The following is a 19,284-nucleotide window of genomic DNA, read 5'->3' as shown; positions in this document are numbered from 1 at the left end:
CGTCCGGTACGGCGCCGGTCCGCTCAGCGGGCGTCGGGTCCGGCGGACCGCGGCCCGGTGAGGGCCGTCAGGTGCCGGGCGAGCCGGCTTATGGCGCGGTGCTGGAAGATCGCCCGTACGGCGACCTCGACTCCGAACTCCGCGCGGATACGGCCCGCGAGACGCAGCGCGGTGAGCGAGTCGGCGCCGGCCGCGAAGAGGTCGTCGTCGGCTTCGAGGTGCTCCAGGCCGAGGACCTGGGCCGCGATCGAGCAGAGCCGCTCGACGGCAGGGAGCCGCGGTTCGAGGAAGCGCCCGGTCAGGGCCGTCCGATCGGCAGCCAGCTCCTTCAGCAGGGCGCTGAGCCGCCCCGCGATCCACTCGGCGGTGGCCACGTCCACTGCTTCCGGACGGTGGCTGATCTCCAGGTACAGCCGGTCCCCCGGAACCGCCATCAGCTTCAGCGGGTAGTGGTAGGCGTCCCTTCCGGTGAAGCCCGTCAGACGCAGTCGGGCACCCGGTACCGTGGGGAGCACGGCATCGGCCGGGTAGTTCTCGAAGACCAGGGACGTGTCGAACAGGGCGTCCACGCCGACCAGCCGGTGGATGTCGGCGAGTCCCAGGTGGTGGTGACCGCTCAGTTCCGTCTGCTCCTGCTGGATCCTGGCCAGCAGCGCGCCCACCGGCTCACGCGGGTCCAGCCGGACCCGGACGGGGACGGTGTTGATGAGCAGCCCGACCATGTCCTCGATGTCGGGTAGTTCGGGCGGCCGTACGGAGACGGTGGCGCCGAAGACCACGTCGTCCCGGCCGGTCAGGGTGCTCAGCAGCAGTGCCCAGGCGCCCTGGACCAGGGTGTTGAGGGTGACACCGTGGGCGCCGGCGGTGGCCGTGAGGAGCCCGGTCAGCTCTTCCGGCAGCTCCGTGACCACGCGGTGCGGCAGGTCGGGCACGGCCGCCGCCTCCGTGCCGGGCACGACGAGTGTGGGCTCCTTCAGGTCCGCGAGCGCCCCACGCCAGGCGGCCTCGGTCGCGTCGCGGTCCTGTTCCGCGAGCCACCGCAGGTAGCCGTGCACCTCGGGGACGGGGGCTAGTCGGCCGAGGTCGCCGTGGTGGGCGTAGAGCGTGAAGAGGTCACGCATGATCAGAGGGGTCGACCAGCCGTCGGTGAGGATGTGGTGGCTGGTGAAGACCAGCCGGTAGTGGGTGTCCTGGAGCCTGACCAGGGTGAAGCGCAGCAGGGGCGCGGTCGCCAGGTCGAAGCGCCGGGCCCGGTCCTCGGCCAGCAGCCGGTCCAGTCCGGCCTGGCTCTCCGCCGGGTTCGGTCCCCGCAGGTCCACCTCGGTGAAGGGGACGGTGACCGAGCGGGCGATCAGCTGGACCGGCTCCCCGCCGTCCCGCTGCACGAACGCGGCGCGCAGCACCGGGTGGCGCTCGACGAGTTGCTGGCAGACGGTGCGCAGCAGGTCGAGCTTGACCTCGCCCTCCAGCTCGAAGACCAGTTGGACGTTGTACACGTCGACGCCCTGGGTGTCGTAGCAGGCGTGGAAGAGCAGCCCTTCCTGCAGCGGGGTTAGCGGCAGCACGTCGGCCAGTCCCTGGTCGCCTTGGCGTGCGTGGAGACGGTCCAGCTCGGCCTGGTCGAGGTCGACCAGCGCCACGTCGGACGGGGCGAGCGCGCCCGCCACCGGGTGGGTGGAGTGCTCCACGAGCGCGCGCAGTGTGGCGAACCAGGCCTGCGCGAGCGCGTCGACCTCCTGGGGCGTGAGCAGTTTGGCCGCCCATGTCCAGGTGGCGACCAGGCAGGGACCACCGGGGCGGTCCTCGGTCGCCGCGTTGACCTCCACGGTGTGCGCGAGCGGCATGCTCTCCTCGGCGGCGGGCACCGACGCGTCGGGATCCATCACCACGGCCCAGTCGTCGTCGCCGGAGGCGGCGAAACGGCCCAGGTAGTTGAAGCCGATCTGCGGCCCGCGGAAGCCGGCCAGCTCGGCGGCGGTCCGCTCGTTGAGGTGGCGGAGCATGCCGTACCCGATGCCGTGGTCCGGGATGGCACGCAGGTGTTCCTTGACGCGGCGCAGCGCCCGGGCGAGCAGCGGTGCCGGATCGGCGGCCGCGGTCCAGTCGTCGGTTCCCGGGTCGAGGTACGCCGGGAACAGCGTGGTCAGCCAGCCGACGGTGCGGGACAGGTCCGGGCCGGGGCCGATCTCCTCGCGGCCGTGCCCCTCCAGGTCCACCAGGACTCCGGAGGCCGCGGACACGCCCCGGTCCCGGCGCCAGGAGGAGACGGCGAGGGCCAGCGCGGTCAGCAGCACCTCGTTGATGTCGGCTCGGTAGGCCGCCGGCACGCTCGTCAGCAGCTGCTCGGTGCACTCGGGCGGCAGGAACAGGGTGAGGCTGCGGCTGGTGCCGTGCTGGTCGTGTGACGGATCCAGCGGGCGCCGCGTCAGCAGCGGGTCCTCGCCGCCGAGTACCTGCCGCCACAGCGGCAGTTCCGCCGTGCGCTCCGGTCGGGCGGATTCCTCGGCCAGTCGTGCGCCCCAGGTGCGCAGCGGGGTGGGCACCTGGTCGAGGGCGGGCTTCTCGCCGCGTGCGAGGGCCGCCCAGGCGGCCTCCAGGTCCGGCAGGAGTATTCGCCAGGACACCCCGTCCACGGCGAGATGGTGGATGACGAGCAGCAGACGGCCCTGGCGTTCGGGTCCGGCGTCGAACCAGACCACGCGCATCATGTCGCCGGTTCGGGGGTTGAGGGCGTCGCGCGCGTCGGCCGAGTGCTGGCTGAGGCCCTCGCGCATCCGGGTGTCGTCGAGCGAGGAGACGTCGACGCGGTAGACGAAGTCGTCCGCCGAGGTCGTCGCCGTCGGTCCGACCTCCTGCCGCCAGCGGCCCGAGTCGTCGACCAGCAGGCGCGTGCGCAGTGCGCTGTGCCGGTCCAGCAGCGCCTGGACGGCCCCCTTCAACCGGTCGAGGCCGAGTCCGGCGGGCACCCGCAGCAGCACCGCCTGGTTGAACCGGTCGACGGGGCCGCCGAGTTCCCGCAGCCAGTGGGTGATCGGTGTGGGGAGCACCTCGTCGGCTCCGGAGTCCTCGGCCGGCGCAGGTGCCGCCAGCTGCTCGGCACCGGCCACCCGGGCCAGCGCGGAGACGGTCTTGTGCCGGAACACGTCCTTGGGCGTGAGCACGAGCCCCGCCTTGCGCGCCCGGGCCACCAGCTGGATGGACATGATGGAGTCGCCGCCGAGGTCGAAGAAGCCGTCGTCGACGCCGAGGTCCTCGGCACCGAGGACCTCGGCGAACAGTGCGTGCAGAACGCGTTCCCGTTCGTCGCGGGGTCCGCGCACGGCGGACCTGGCGACGGCCGTCCCCGGTGCCGGCAGGGCTCGGCGGTCCAGCTTGCCGTGGGGCGTCAGCGGCAGTTCCGACAGGACGACGAAGTCCGAGGGGACCATGTACGCGGGCAGTTCCGTGGCGGCGCGGGCCCGCAGTTCCGCCACGTCGACGCTGCCCGCGGCGACGGGCAGCACGTAGGCGACGAGCCGCCGGGCCCCGGGGACGTCCTCGCGAACCACCACGGCGGCGTGCGCGACCGAGGGATGGGCGCCGAGGACGGCCTCGATCTCGCCCGGCTCGATGCGGTGGCCGCGGACCTTCGCCTGGTCGTCGGTCCGCCCCCCGTAGACCAGGTCACCGCTCAGCGTCCACCAGGCGATGTCACCGGTGCGGTACATACGGGTGCCGGGCGCGCCGAACGGGTCGGCCACGAAACGCTGCGCCGACAGTCCCGGGCGGCTCAGATAGCCGCGCGCCAGTTGCGGTCCGGCCAGGTACAGCTCGCCGGGGACCCCGCAGGGCACGGGGCGCAGCCAGGCGTCCAGCACGTAGGCGCGCGCGTTGGGCACCGGACGGCCGATGGGCACCGCCCCCGGTGCGAGGACGTCACCGGGGCGCACCCGGAACTCCACGCATCCCACGGTGGCCTCGGTCGGGCCGTACTCGTTGACCACGGTGGTCCCGGGATGGCGGGCACGCCACTCGGTGAGCATCTCCGCCGTCAACTGCTCACCGCCGACGACGAGTTCACCGGTGGGCGAGTACCAGTCGGCGACGCTGGTGAGCACGGACAGATGACTCGGCGTGGCCTTGACGAAGGTGGGCCGTCCGGTGCTCAGCAGACCGTCCGGCGCCGGGGAGCCGTCGAGGTCGGCCAGGCGCAGCCGGCCTCCCCGGGTGAGCGGCCCGAACAGAGCGGTGACGGTCAGGTCGAAGGAGGCCGGCGAGTGCAGCAGCGCCCGCCCGCCGAGGCTCGGGTAGGCCTCGTGCGCGAAGGCCAGGTAGGCGAGGACCGAGCGGTGCTCCACCATGACGCCCTTCGGCCGCCCGGTGGAGCCGGAGGTGTAGATGACATAGGCCGGGTGGGACGGGCTCAGGGGTGCCGTACGTTCCGTGTCGTCCAGGTCGTGACCGGGAAGCTCGGATAGGGTGGCACGGACCTCCGGGTCGTCCAGCACGACGGCTCCGGGCGGCGGGGCGACGTCCGAACGGCTCACCACCGCCACGGGGGCGCTGTCCTCGACCATGAAGGCGATCCGGTCTGCGGGATAGGTCGGATCGACGGGCACGTAGGAGGCCCCGGTCTTCACCACGGCGAGCAGGGCCACCAGCAGGTCGGCCGAACGCGGCAGCACTACGGCCACCGTCCGCTCGGGCCCGGCACCGCTGCGGCGCAGATGGCGGGCCAGCCTGTTCGCCTGTTCGTTGAGTTCGGCGTAGCCGAGTTCCCGGGCGTCCCACTCGACCGCGACGGCGTCGGGGGTGCGGCGCACCTGGGCCTCGAACAGCTCGGGCAGGGTGGCGGCGGACACCTCAAGCGCGGTGTCGTTCCACTTCTCGACGATGCGGGCGCGCTCCTCACCGGAGAGCAGCTCGATGCGTCCCACCGGCGTGGCGGGCGCCTCGACCACCGTCCGCAGCAGCGTCCGCAACTGCTCGCCGAAGTCCCGCACCGTGTCCCGGTCGAACACGTCCGCGCGGTAGTTGAGCTCCAGCCGCAGCCGCTCACCCGGGACGGCGACCAGGCTCAGCGGGTAGTGGGTCGATCCGGTGGTGTCGCCGCCGCCGCTCTCGTCGAGGACGGTGATCTGCAGGCCGGGCACCGGCCGCTGCACGGACCCGCGGTCGAGCGGGGCGTTCTCGAAGCCGGTGGAGGTGTCGAAGAGTTCACCCAGGCCGGCCAGCCGCTGGATCTCGGCGAGCCCAAGGTAGTGGTGGTCACCCAGCGCCGACTGCTCGTCCTGGATGCGGGCCAGCAGCGTCTCCAGCGATTCCGCGGGGTCGAGCCGGATGCGCACGGGGACGGCGTTCATCAGCAGCCCGACCATGCCCTCGATGCCGGGCAGCTGGGGCGGACGTCCGGAGACCGTCGTACCGAACACCACATCGTCACGGCGAGTGATCACGTTCAGCAGCAGCGCCCAGGCGCCCTGCACGACCGTGTTGAGGGTCAGTCCCCGGCTGCGGGCCGCCGTGTGCAGGGCCGCGGTGAGTTCCTCGGTCAGCTCCAGGGTCACCAGCGCCGGCATCGCGGCGGTGCCGGCGGAGTCGGCTCCCGGTGCGACGAGGGTGGGCTCGCCGAGGCCGGCGAGCGCGGTGCTCCAGGCCAGCTCGGCCTGTTCGCGGTCCTGCCGGGCGAGCCAGGCGAGGTAGCCGCGGTAGGGCACTACGACGGGAAGCGCCGATCCGTCGCCGTCGTTGGCATACAGCTGGAACAGGTCGCGCAGCACGAGGGGCAACGACCATCCGTCCAACAGGATGTGATGGTACGTCAGCACCAGGACGTGCTGGTCGGTCTCCTGCTTGACCAGGGTGACGCGCAGCAGCGGGGGCCTGATCATGTCGAAGCGGTCGGCGCGGTCCTCGGCCAGCAAACGGTTCAGTTCGGCGCGCCGCTGCGCGGGCTCCAGCGGGCTGAGGTCGGTCTCGGTCCACGGCAGTTCGACGCCGCGGTGGACCAGTTGCACCGACTCGCCGGACGCGCGGCGCTGCTGGAAGCCGACCCGAAGCACGGCGTAGCGGTCCAGCAGGGCCTGGAAGGCGGTGCGCAGCCGGTCGGCGGAGAGTTCTCCCGTCAGTCCGAACGCGGTCTGGACGTTGTAGACGTCGACGCCCTGGTGGTCGTAGACGGCGTGGAAGAGCATGCCCTCCTGCAGCGGTGACAGCGGCAGAACGGCTTCGATCGGCGATTCCTTCACTTGCTGGTCCCCCATTGCCTCTCGAATTCGTTCAGTTCGTCCTGATCCACGTGGACCAGTTCCTCGTCCGGCGCGTCCCCGAGCCAGGGGGCGGCCTCGGCTTCCACCGCGGTGGCCAGTTCGGCGAGTGCGGCGACGGTCTTGTGGCGGAACACGTCACGCGGTGAGATCACCACTCCCGCGGCACGGGCGCGGGAGACGAGCTGGATGGAGATGATCGAGTCGCCACCCAGGTCGAAGAAGCTGTCGTCGATACCGACCCGCTCCACACCCAGCACCTCGGCGAACAACCCGCACAGCAACCGCTCCCGCTCACTGCGCGGTTCACGACTGTCCGCCCCACCACCGAACTCCGGAACCGGCAACACCCGCCGGTCCACCTTCCCGTTCGGCGTCAACGGCAACGCGTCCAACACCACGAACGCCGCAGGCACCATGTACTCCGGAAGCCGCCCACCCACATGAGCACGCAACCCCACCACATCAACACCACCACCGTCAGGAACCACATAAGCCACCAGCCGCCGCACCCCCGGCCGATCCTCACGCGCCACCACCACCGCCTGACGCACCCCAGCAGCACCCTCCAGCACCGCCTCCACCTCACCCAGCTCAATACGGAAACCCCGCACCTTCACCTGGTGATCAACACGCCCCACAAACTCCAGACACCCATCCCCACCCCACCGCACCACATCACCCGTGCGATACATACGCCCACCCGGCGCACCAAACGGATCCGCCACAAAACGCTCCGCCGACAGATCAGCCCGCCCCACATACCCACGAGCCAAACCCACACCCGACACATACAACTCACCCACCACACCCACCGGCACCGGACGCAAACCACCATCCAGCACATACACACACGTATTCGCCACAGGCCGGCCGATGGGCGGCACGCGTCGGCCGGACAGCGGGTCACTCATGGTGGCGATGACGGTCGACTCCGTGGGTCCGTAGGCGTTGACCATCCGGCGGCCCGCCGACCACCTCTCCACCAGCTCGGGTGGGCAGGCCTCACCACCGACCACCAGGGTGACCCCGGGCGGCAGTCCGTCCTCCGGTACCACGGCGAGCGCGGACGGTGGCAGCAGCAGCAGCGAGACTCCGTGCTCCGCCACGAGGTCGACCAGCGGCCGGCCCGGGGCGAGCTGGTCCTGTGTGGCGACGACCGCGCAGCCGCCGTTCAGCAGCGCCGTGCACAGTTCCCACACCGCCGCGTCGAAGCCCGGCGAGGCGAAGAGCAGCACCCGCTCGCCGGACGAGAGGGCGAGCTTCTCACGCTGTGTCGCGAGCATGCTGGCCACACCGCTGTGCGAGACGAGGACGCCCTTGGGCTGTCCCGTCGAACCGGACGTGAAGATCACGTAGGCGGTGTTCAGCGGCCGGACGGTCCGCGCGAGCACCACGGAGACCGCCTCCGCGGCGGCCTGCGTCTCGGTCCCCGCCTCGGCCTGTGTCTCGGCCTGTGTCTCGGTTAGGGGGAGGCCCTCGCCGTCGAGCAGGAGGTGGTCGCACCCCTCCACCCGGGGCAGCTCGGAGGCGATGTCGGCGTGGGTCAGGACGAGTTCGGGGCGGGCGGTGCGCAGCATGAACGCGATGCGCACCGCCGGGTAGCCGATGTCCACGGGCAGGTAGGCGGCCCCGGACTTGAGCACCGCGACGATGGCGATCACCATCTCCGCCGAGCGCGGCAGGGCCACGGCCACGAACTGCTCGGGGCCCGCGCCGCGGGCCCGCAGGACGGCCGCCAGTCGTTCGGCGCGTGCGTCGACTTCCGCGTAGGTGAGCGTCGTGTCGCCGAAGACCACCGCGGGGGCGTCCGGCGTGCGGCGCACCTGCGCGGCGAAGAGTTCGGGCACCGTCGTGTCCGCCAAGTCGTGCCCGTTTTGGTTCCACTCCTCCACGATCCGCTCGCGCTCCTGGGTGGCGAGCAGGTCGATGCGGCCGACGGGAGTCGTGGGAGCGGCGACGAACGCCTCCAGCACCTTCTGCAGCCGGCCCAGGACGGCTTCCGTCTCCGCACGGGTGAACGCGTCGGCCTGGTAGTTGAGTTCCAGTCGCAGCCGCCTGCCCGGGGTGGCAACGAGGCTGAGCGGATAGTGCGTGGCTCCCGGCGCGGCACTGTCGTCGACGCCGATGTGCAGGCCGCGGGCCGCGCTGCGGACGGAGTCCCGGTCCAGCGGGGCGTTCTCGAAGCCGATGGCGGTGTCGAAGAGTTCACCCAGGCCGACCAGCCGCTGGATCTCGGCAAGGCCGAGGTGGTGGTGCTCGCCCAGCGCGGTCTGCTCGTCCTGGATGCGGGCCAGAAGGGCGTCGAGCGGTTCAGCGAGGTCGAGCCGGACCCGTACCGGGACCGTGTTCATCAGCAGTCCGACCATGTCCTCCACACCGGGCAGCTCCGGTGGGCGCCCGGAGACCGTCGCGCCGAACACCAGGTCGCGTTCCCCGGTCAGCAGATGCAGCACCAGGGCCCACGCACCCTCGACGACCGTGCTCAGCGTCAGTCCACGGCTGCGCGCGGTCGCGTCGAGTTGGGCGGTGAACGTCTCCGGTAGTTGCCCGGCCACCAGTTCCGGCACCGTGTGGGGACCGTCGCTCCTGGCTCCGGCGGCCATGGTCGGCCCTTCGAGGCCGGCCAGCGCCGACCGCCAGGCGCTCTCGGCCGCCTGCCGGTCCTGTGCGGCGATCCATCCGAGGTAGTCCCGGAACGGCACCACGGCGGGCAGTGCCGTCGGGTCGCCGTCCTGCGCGTACAGCTCCAAGAGGTCGCGCACCAGCAGCGGCCAGGACCAGCCGTCGACCACGATGTGGTGGTTGGCCATGAGCAGCACGTGCCGCTCGGCGGCGAGCCAGATCAGCGTGAAGCGCAGCAGGGGCGGCCGGGCCATGTCGAACCGGCGGGTGCGCTCCTCTTCGAGGACCTGAGCCAGCAGGTGCTGCTGCTCGTCCTCGGGGGAACCGTCCAGGGTCACTTCCCGCCAGGGTGTGGCGACCTCGCGGTGGATCAGTTGCAGCAACCGGTCGGCCGCGCTCTGCACGAAGCCCGCCCGCAGGTTCGCGTGCCGTGTCAGCAGGGCGTCGCACGCCCGGCGCAGCCGGGGCACGTCCAGGCCGCCCGTCAGTTCCAGTGGGGTCAGCACGGTGTAGACGTCCACCCCGTCCCCGGCGTAGAGGGCGTGGAAGAACATGCCCTCCTGCAGCGGTGAGAGCGGGAGTACGTCCTCCAGGCCCGGGAGGTCTGCTTCCAGGGCGGTCCGCTCCGCGTGGTCGAGGGTCACCAGCGGAAGGGCGCTGCGGGCGGGGGCGGCCTCGGCTTCCACCGCGGTGGCCAGTTCGGCGAGTGCGGCGACGGTCTTGTGGCGGAACACGTCACGCGGTGAGATCACCACTCCCGCGGCACGGGCGCGGGAGACGAGCTGGATGGAGATGATCGAGTCGCCACCCAGGTCGAAGAAGCTGTCGTCGATACCGACCCGCTCCACACCCAGCACCTCGGCGAACAACCCGCACAGCAACCGCTCCCGCTCACTGCGCGGTTCACGACTGTCCGCCCCACCACCGAACTCCGGAACCGGCAACACCCGCCGGTCCACCTTCCCGTTCGGCGTCAACGGCAACGCGTCCAACACCACGAACGCCGCAGGCACCATGTACTCCGGAAGCCGCCCACCCACATGAGCACGCAACCCCACCACATCAACACCACCACCGTCAGGAACCACATAAGCCACCAGCCGCCGCACCCCCGGCCGATCCTCACGCGCCACCACCACCGCCTGACGCACCCCAGCAGCACCCTCCAGCACCGCCTCCACCTCACCCAGCTCAATACGGAAACCCCGCACCTTCACCTGGTGATCAACACGCCCCACAAACTCCAGACACCCATCCCCACCCCACCGCACCACATCACCCGTGCGATACATACGCCCACCCGGCGCACCAAACGGATCCGCCACAAAACGCTCCGCCGACAGATCAGCCCGCCCCACATACCCACGAGCCAAACCCACACCCGACACATACAACTCACCCACCACACCCACCGGCACCGGACGCAAACCACCATCCAGCACATACACACACGTATTCGCCACAGGCCGGCCGATGACGGGGGTCTCGGCGTCCCTGACGCGTGCCAGCATGGCGTCGACGGTGCACTCGGCGGGTCCGTAGAGGTTGTAGACGGAGAGCCCTGGGACGGCGCCCAGCTCCCGCCACATCGCCTCGCCGACCGCCTCGCCGCCGAGGGCGAGGGTCCGCAGCCCTGGGCCGTCGGTGTCGAGCAGCCCGGCGGACATCAGCTGCCGGGCGAAGCCCGGGGTGGTGTCCACGAGGTCGAGCGCGCGCTCGGAGCAGTACCGCACCAGTGCGTCGGCGTCCCGGCGCACCTCGTCGTCGACGAGGTGCAGTTCGTGGCCGGCGACCATCGCCAGCAGCTCGGTCCACGAGGCGTCGAACACCAGGGTGTTGGTCAGGGCGACCCGCAGCGGGCGGCCGCCGGCCGCTGCTGCCTCCGGTGCGAAGAAGGCTGCCTCATGGCTGTGGAACATGTTCGCCAGGCTGCGGTGCGACACGGCCACCCCCTTGGGGCGGCCCGTCGAGCCGGAGGTGTGGATGACATAGGCCAGGTTCTCCGGGCGCAGCACTCCCCCACGGTCGGCGTCGGTGAGGTCGCTCCCGTCGCGCTTCGGCAGTGCGTCGGCCTCGTCGAGGAGAATCCGCGCGGGGCCTTCGTCCGGCCAATAGGCGGACAGGGCGCGGGTGGTCAGGGCGAGGACCGGGCGGGTCTGCGCGAACACCTGGGCGACGCGGTCGGCCGGGTACTCGGGGTCGATCGGCACGTGGACCGCGCCCGACTTCAGGATCGCCAGGACGGCGACCACACTCTCGGCGGTACGAGGCAGCGCCAGAGCGACGTGCCGCTCCGGGCCGGCGCCGTGCTCCACGAGGAGGCGCGCCACACGGTTGGCACGCTCGTTGAGTTCGGCGAAGGTCAGGCGCTCGTCCCGGAACACCAGCGCGACGGCGTCGGGGGTGCGGCGGACCTGGGCCTCGAACAGTTCGGGCAGCGTGGCGTCCGGAAGATCGCGTACGGGGCCGTGGGCGGCCCCGACGAGCGCGGCGCGCTCAGCGGCGACGAGCCAGTCGACACGGCCCACGAGGGTGTCCGGGACCTCGGCGAAGGTCTCCAGGAGCCTGCGCAGCCGGGTCGCGAGCCCGTCGACGGTCTCATGGTCGAACGCGTCGGCCCGGTAGACCAGTTCGAGGCGCATCGTGGCGCCCGGGAACACCGCGAGGCTCAGGGGGTAGTGCGCCCCTTCGGGGGTCTCGGTGATCCCGTCGTCGAGCAGGGAGATCCCGAGGCCGGGTATGGCCCTGCGTGCCGTCGCCGGGTCGATGGGGTAGTTCTCGAAGACGACGGAGGTGTCGAACAGCTCACCGGCACCGGTCAGCTTCCGGATGTCGGCGAGTCCCAGGTGCTGGTACGGCAGCAGTGCCGACTGCTCCTCCTGGACGCGGGCCAGCAGGGCGTCGAACGGTTCGGCGAGGTCGAGCCGCACGCGCACCGGCACGGTGTTGATCAGCAGTCCGACCATGCGCTCCACACCGGGCAGCTCCGGTGAGCGCCCGGCCACCGTGGCGCCGAAGACGACGTCCTGACGGCCCGTCAGCAGACTGAGTAGCAGCGCCCAGGCCCCCTGGACCACCGTGTTGGTGGTCAGACCGCGCCGGCGGGCGGTCCGGGTGAGAGCGGACGTCAGCTGCTCGGGCAGTTCCAGGGCGACGCGGCGCAGCAGCCCGTCGGCCGTGTCGGGGACCGCGGGTGCCACCAGTGTCGGCTCGTCGAGCCCGGCCAGCTCGGTGCGCCAGGCGTGCTCGGCCTCGGCGCGGTCCTGGCGGCCCAGCCACTCTAGGTAGTTGCCGTACGGCACCACCTCAGGCAGCGTCGAGGCGTCGCCCTCGCGCACGTACAGCTGGAACAGCTCGCGGAAGACGATGGGGAGCGACCAACCGTCCAGCAGGATGTGGTGGTTGGTGAACACCAGGACGTGCTGGTCCTCGGCCAGCCGGACCAGGGTGAAGCGGACCAGCGGCCCGGTGGCCATCGTGAACCGGCGCAGCCGGTCCTCGGTCAGGAGTTCACCCAGCCGGGCGCGCTGCCGCTCGCCGTCCAGGTGGCTGAGGTCGACCTCCATCCAGGGCGTCTCGACGGACCGCGGGATCGCCTGGATGGGTTCGCCCGAGCGGCGCCGCAGAAAGCCGGCCCTCAGGTTGGGGTGGCGTTGGAGCAGGGCGTCCAGCGCGAGCAGCAGCCTCTTGGCGGAGAGTTCACCCGTCAGTTCCAGGGCGGCCTGCATGTTGTAGACGTCGACGCCGTCCTCGTCGTAGAGGGCGTGGAAGAGCATGCCCTCCTGCAGGGGGGACAGCGGCAGAACCGCCTCAAGCGAGGTTTGCTTCACTTCGAATTCTCCCATTGGGCTTCAAGCTCTGCCAGTTCGTCCTGCTCAAGCGAGATCAGCGGGGCCTGGGGCTGTGGGGTCGTGTGCGGCTCGGGGCCGCTGTCCGTGGCCAGTTCGGCGAGTGCGGCGACGGTCTTGTGGCGGAACACGTCACGCGGTGAGATCACCACTCCCGCGGCACGGGCGCGGGAGACGAGCTGGATGGAGATGATCGAGTCGCCACCCAGGTCGAAGAAGCTGTCGTCGATACCGACCCGCTCCACACCCAGCACCTCGGCGAACAACCCGCACAGCAACCGCTCCCGCTCACTGCGCGGTTCACGACTGTCCGCCCCACCACCGAACTCCGGAACCGGCAACACCCGCCGGTCCACCTTCCCGTTCGGCGTCAACGGCAACGCGTCCAACACCACGAACGCCGCAGGCACCATGTACTCCGGAAGCCGCCCACCCACATGAGCACGCAACCCCACCACATCAACACCACCACCGTCAGGAACCACATAAGCCACCAGCCGCCGCACCCCCGGCCGATCCTCACGCGCCACCACCACCGCCTGACGCACCCCAGCAGCACCCTCCAGCACCGCCTCCACCTCACCCAGCTCAATACGGTGACCGCGGATCTTCACCTGGGAGTCGATGCGGCTGACGTATTCCAGATCGCCGTCGGCACGCCACCGGACGAGGTCACCGGTGCGGTACATACGGGTGCCGGGGGCCCCGAACGGGTCCGGCACGAAGCGCTGCGCGGACTCCGCGGGGCGCCTGACGTATCCGCGCGTCACTCCTGCCCCGGCGATGTAGATCTCTCCCACCCAGCCGACGGGAACCGGCCGCAGGGCGCTGTCCAGGACATAGACCCGCAGGTTCGCGGCGGGCCGACCGACCGGGACGGCCGCTCCCTCGACATCGGTGCCGAACCGGCGGCTAGTGGAGTAGACCGACACTTCCGTGGGGCCGTACAGGTTGATCAGTTCCGCGTTCAGCAGGGTCTGGAAGCGCCACGCCAGCGCGGTGCTCAGAACCTCTCCGCCGCAGAAGACCTGGCGCAGTGAGGTGCAGCCCGCCGTGGCCGGAGCGCTCACAAACAGTTCCAGAGTGGACGGGACGAACTGCGCGGTGGTCACGCTCTCCCGCTGAATCAGTCCCGCCAGGTAGTCGGGGTCCTCATGCCCGTGCGGTTCGGCCACCACGATCGCGGCGCCGACCATGAGGGGCCAGAACAGCTCCCAGACCGAGGGGTCGAAGCTGGTCGACGTCTTGTGCAGGACCCGTTCGCCGGGCCTCAACGGGAACCGGTCCTGCATCCAGCACAGGTAGTTCACGATCCCCCGGTGCTCGACCACGATGCCCTTGGGGCGGCCGGTGGATCCGGAGGTGTAGACGACGTACGCGGGATCGGACGTCCGGGGTCGCCGGGTCACCGCCGACAGGGACGCCGAGGCGGCGTTGGCCAGCAGCGCGGGAAGGGTCAGCGCCGTGATGCGCAGGGCGGGTTCCGCGTCCGCCAGCATGTGCCGGACCCGGTCCTCCGGGTAGTCGGGGTCGACGGGGAGGTAGGCGGCCCCGCTCTTGTGGACCGCGTACAGCGACACCACCAGGTCCAGGGAGCGCGGCAGCGACACGGCGACGGTCTTGCCCGGTGCCGCACCCGCCGCGGCCAGGACCGAGGCGAGCTCGGTGGCGCGTTCGTCCAGCTCGCGGTAGGTCAGCCGCTCGGCGCCGCAAATGACCGCGACGGCGTCGGGGGTGCGGCGCACCTGGGCCTCGAACAGCTGTGGCAGTGTCGCCGCGGGCACCGGAAGCGCGGTGTCGTTCCACTTCCCGACGATGCGGGCGCGCTCCTCACCGGAGAGCAGCTCGATGCGTCCCACCGGCGTGGCGGGCGCCTCGACCACCGTCCGCAGCAGCGTCCGCAACTGCTCGCCGAAGTCCCGCACCGTGTCCCGGTCGAACACGTCCGCGCGATAGTTGATTTCCAGCCGCAGCCGCTCACCGGGGTAGGTGATCAGGCTCAGCGGGTAGTGGGTCGTGCCGCTGGTGTCGCCGTTCTCGACGGTGATCCGCAGGCCCGGGACGGCCTGGCGTATCGCCGCCCGGTCCAGCGGGTAGTTCTCGAAGACGGTCGTGGTGTCAAAGAGCTCACCCAGGCCGGCCAACCGCTGGATCTCGGTGAGCCCGAGGTGGTGGTGCTCGCCCAGCGCCGACTGCTCGCGCTGCACCCTGTCCAGCAGATCGCCGATGGGTTCGGCGGGGTCGATCCGGATCCGGGCCGGCACGGTGTTGATCAGCAGGCCGACGATCTCCTCGACGCCCGGCAGTTGGGGCGGACGCCCCGAGACCGTCGTGCCGAACACCACGTCCGACCGCTGTGTCAGCTCACCGACCAGCAGCGCCCAAGCGCCCTGGACGACGGCGTTCAGGGTCAGTTGGCGGCGGCGCGCTGCCACGCCCAGCGCGGTGGTGAGGTCCTCGTCCAGCTCCACGGTCTGCCGGGCGGGCATCGTCGCGGTGTCGGCGGTGGTGCTGCCCGGGGCCACGAGCGTCGGGGCGTCGAGACCCTCCAGCGCCGTACGCCATGCCTGTGCGGCGACATCCCTGTCCTGCCGTACCAGCCACCGCAGGTAGTCGGAGTAGGGGACGACGGCCGGCAGTTGCGAGGCGTCGCCGCCACGGGCATACAGCTCGAACAGGTCGCGCAGCACCAACGGCATCGACCAGCCGTCTAGGGCGATGTGGTGGACGGTGAGGACCAGGACGTGCCGGTCCGCGGCCAGCCGCACGAGGGTGAAGCGCACCAGCGGCGGGCACTCCAGATCGAACCGGCGGGGCTTGTCCTCGGCCAGGATCCGGTTCAGCTCGACGTGCTGCTCGGCCGTCGGCAGGTCGCCGAGGTCCACGTCGGTCCAGGGCACCTCGACGTCGCGGGCGAGGACCTGGGCGACGTCACCGCCGGCCGTCCTGAAGAAGCCGGCCCGCAGACTGGCGTGCCGGTTCACGAGTTCCTGGCAGGCCGTGTGCAGGTGCTGCGCCGAGAGGGCTCCCTCAAGGCCGAAGACGGCCTGCACGTTGTAGACGTCGATGGTGTCCTCGTCGTAGAGGGCGTGGAAGAGCATGCCCTCCTGCAGCGGTGACAGCGGCAGGACGGCCTCGACGCCGTACGGCGCCCACTGCGACTCCAGGCGGGTCTGCTCGTCCGGGTCGAGGGTGACCAGCGGGGTGCCGGGCTCCTGCGGACGTGACGCCTCGGGGCCGAGGTCGCGGGCTGCCTCGGCCAGCTCGGCGACCGTCCGGTGCTGGAAGACCGCCTGCGGTGTCAGTTCGAGCCCCGCCCGGCCCGCTCGGGAGACGAGCTGGATGGAGGTGATCGAGTCGCCGCCGAGGTCGAAGAAGCTGTCGTCGATACCGACCCGCTCCACACCCAGCACCTCGGCGAACAACCCGCACAGCAACCGCTCCCGCTCACTGCGCGGTTCACGACTGTCCGCCCCACCACCGAACTCCGGAACCGGCAACACCCGCCGGTCCACCTTCCCGTTCGGCGTCAACGGCAACGCGTCCAACACCACGAACGCCGCAGGCACCATGTACTCCGGAAGCCGCCCACCCACATGAGCACGCAACCCCACCACATCAACAACACCAACACCATCAACAGCACCGTCAGGGACCACATAAGCCACCAGCCGCCGCACCCCCGGCCGATCCTCACGCGCCACCACCACCGCCTGACGCACCCCAGCAGCACCCTCCAGCACCGCCTCCACCTCACCCAGCTCAATACGGAAACCCCGCACCTTCACCTGGTGATCAACACGCCCCACAAACTCCAGACACCCATCCCCACCCCACCGCACCACATCACCCGTGCGATACATACGCCCACCCGGCGCACCAAACGGATCCGCCACAAAACGCTCCGCCGACAGATCAGCCCGCCCCACATACCCACGAGCCAAACCCACACCCGACACATACAACTCACCCACCACACCCACCGGCACCGGACGCAAACCACCATCCAGCACATACACACACGTATTCGCCACAGGCCGGCCGATGGAGTTGTTCCAGCCCTCCTCGACGGGGCCGACAGCGGACCAAATCGTGGTCTCGGTGGGGCCGTATTCGTTGGTGACCCGGCTGCCTGCTTCGCGCATGGTCTCGGCCAGAGACGTCGCCAGCGCCTCGCCGCCGACCAGCATGCGCAGTCCACGCAGTCCCTGCCGGTCCGCTTCGAGCAGCGCCCGCCACAGTGACGGCGTCGCCTGCAGTGTGGTCACGCCGTGGGCCGCGACCAGGCGACCGAGCATGGTGGGGTCGCCCATCTCCTCATCGGTGGCCATCACGATGCCGGCGCCGGTGACGAGCGGCAGCAGCACCTCCAGCGCGGCGATGTCGAAGGCAATGGTCGTGACCGCCAGGACCCTGTCGTCGGGCGTCATCGCGGTCTCGGTGCAGAAGAAGTCGATGATGTTCGCGAGCCCGGCCCGCGTCACGATGACGCCCTTGGGTGTGCCGGTGGAACCCGAGGTGTAGATGACGTAGGCCGGGTGGTCGGGGTGCGGCGTGGCGAGCAGTTCGTCCGGCCGGAGTCCGGTGGCCGACAGGGCGGCCAACTCCCGTACGGTCCGGGGGCTGTCCAGGGCCAGCCGGTGGACGTCGGCGGCTGCGGCGGCGAGGTGGGTCGTGGCGATGGATTCGGTGGTGACCACGCAGACCGCCCGCGACTGCCGGAGCACGAACTCGATTCGCTCGGCCGGGTGTTCGGGGTCGAGGGGCAGATAGGCCGCACCCGTCCTGACGATCGCGAGCAGCGCCACCACGAGGTCCGTCGAGCGCGGCAGGGCGAGCGCGACCAGCCGCTCCGGGCCGGCGCCGAGCGCGATCAGCCGCCGCGCCAGCCCGTTGGCGCGACTTTCCAGGTCGGCGTAGGACAGGGGGATTCCCGCGCAGATCACCGCGACGGCTTCGGGGGCGAGAGCGGCCCTGCGCGAGACCAGGGCCGCGATGCCGGCGTCGGGCGTCGGCCGCTCGGTCCGGTTCCATGTGTCGAGGACCGTCGTCCGCTCGTCGTCGGTGAGCATCGGAACCCGGCCGACCGGTGTGTCGGGCGCCGCGGTGGTCAGGTTCCGCAAGAAGCGCAGGAAGCGCAGCCGGTGGGCGCCGATCTCGTCCTCGGTGTAGCGGGCGGGGTTGGCGTCGAAGTCGATCTGCAGCCCGCTGCCCGCTGTGCCGGGGTAGAGGGTCAGCGCCAGGTCGTGCACCGGTCCGGTGGACAGCGTGCGGGTGGTCGTGGTGTGCCCGGCGAAACGCAGGTCCTCGCCGAACGGAAGGATGTTGACCGAGACGTTGAACAGGTGGCGGTTGTCCCCGACGAGCTTCAGCTCGCGCCGCAGGTCCTCGTAGGGGTAACGCTGGTGCACCAGCAGTTCGCCCAGCCGCGTGGCCACGTGCCGGACCAGCTCCGACACGGTCATCCCCGGCTGGATGGAAAGCCGCAGCGGAAGCTGGTTGGAGACCATGCCCGGCACGCTCTGCGCCACGGCGCTGCGCCGTGCGCTGACCGGCACGCCCAGGACGATGTCCGAGCTGCCCGTCATGCCGTGCAGGTACGCGGCGACCGCCGCGATGACGGGGACCGTCCAAGAGGTGCGCGAGCGCCGGGCCAGGTCCCTGACCAGCTGCAGTTCCGGCTCCTCCAGCAGGCTGTGCTGCCGCGAGAACGCCTGCCGCGCAACCGCGGATTCGCCCGCGCCGAGGATCACCGCGTCCGGCAGGTCGGAGAACCGGTCCACCCAGTAGGCCCGGTCGCCGTCGAAGTCCGGCGAGGTCCGGTAGGCGAGTTCATTGCCGAGCAGGTCGCCCAGCTCGCCCAGCGGGCTGCCGCTCGGTGCGGTGCCGCTCAGCAGTCCGGTGTAGACCTCCGCGACGCGGTTGGTGAAGAGGGCGCCGCCGTAGCCGTCGACCAGGAGGTGGTGGCAGCGGTTGTACCAGACGTAGTGGTCCTCACCGAGCTTGAAGAGGGCGTCCACGGAGAGGAAGCCGTGCAGGACGTCGACGGGCGCGGACTGGTCCTGCGCCATCCGCGTCCGGGCTTCGGCCAGCGGATCGGGCCGGCCGCTCAGGTCGATCACCTGCAGTCCGGGGCTCGCCCGGTCGACGGGCACCTGGCACGGTCCGTCGGGCTCCTCGCGCAGTCGGACGTCGAAGGTGCCGCATTCCAGTTCCGCCTGCCGGATGGCCTGCTTGAGCGCTTCCGCGTCCACCGGGCCGTGGATCTCTATGTAGTTGGCCAGGTTGTACGTGGCGGCCTTCGGGTCCAGCTGGTGGGCGAACCACACGCCGAGCTGAGCTGCCGACAGCGGAAGTGACATGGCTTCAGCGGTGAATGTGCTCATGCGGGCTTCGATCACCTTTCCTGGCGCACTGGCCGCGACTCGATGGATGCGCTGGGTGCGGTTGGGTGCGACGATGCTGACCCGTGCGGCATCGGCGCCACCAGGCAATGAACCGGCACCTGATCCGGTCGTTCCATTACCTGCGAGTTGCCGGAGCCTTGCCTGGCCGCGATGCCCGGG

The 19,284-nt window shown here is 70.9% G+C and carries 3 protein-coding genes; all 3 read right to left on the bottom strand.

Features of this window, described 5'->3' with window-relative positions; translation table 11 throughout:
* Window positions 1–23: 23 nt before the first annotated feature.
* Genes OG452_RS34410 through OG452_RS34400 form a run of 3 tightly spaced genes read right to left on the bottom strand, consistent with a single transcriptional unit; the run spans window position 24 to window position 19,104 of the window.
* Window positions 24–6,227, bottom strand: coding sequence for a non-ribosomal peptide synthetase (locus tag OG452_RS34410; RefSeq protein WP_327299445.1), 6,204 nt, complete (start codon window positions 6,225–6,227; stop codon window positions 24–26).
* On the bottom strand, window positions 6,224–12,700 hold the full coding sequence (locus tag OG452_RS34405) for a non-ribosomal peptide synthetase (RefSeq protein WP_327299444.1): 6,477 nt from the start codon (window positions 12,698–12,700) through the stop codon (window positions 6,224–6,226). Before OG452_RS34405 ends, OG452_RS34410 begins: the two co-directional genes overlap by 4 nt.
* The gene (locus OG452_RS34400) at window positions 12,697–19,104 is read right to left on the bottom strand and encodes a non-ribosomal peptide synthetase (protein WP_327299443.1); all 6,408 of its coding nucleotides are present in this window, start codon (window positions 19,102–19,104) and stop codon (window positions 12,697–12,699) included. Before OG452_RS34400 ends, OG452_RS34405 begins: the two co-directional genes overlap by 4 nt.
* Between the last annotated feature and the right edge of the window lie 180 nt (window positions 19,105–19,284).

Origin of the sequence: Streptomyces sp. NBC_01197, assembly GCF_036010505.1 — a bacterium.
In the GTDB taxonomy this organism is placed as follows: Bacteria; Actinomycetota; Actinomycetes; order Streptomycetales; family Streptomycetaceae; genus Streptomyces.
This window is presented reverse-complemented; position numbering and strand designations above follow the sequence as displayed.

Excerpts from the sequence above, each read along its gene's own strand:
- OG452_RS34400 (WP_327299443.1), bottom strand. The coding sequence starts at position 19,104 with ATGAGCACATTCACCGCTGAAGCCATGTCACTTCCGCTGTCGGCAGCT.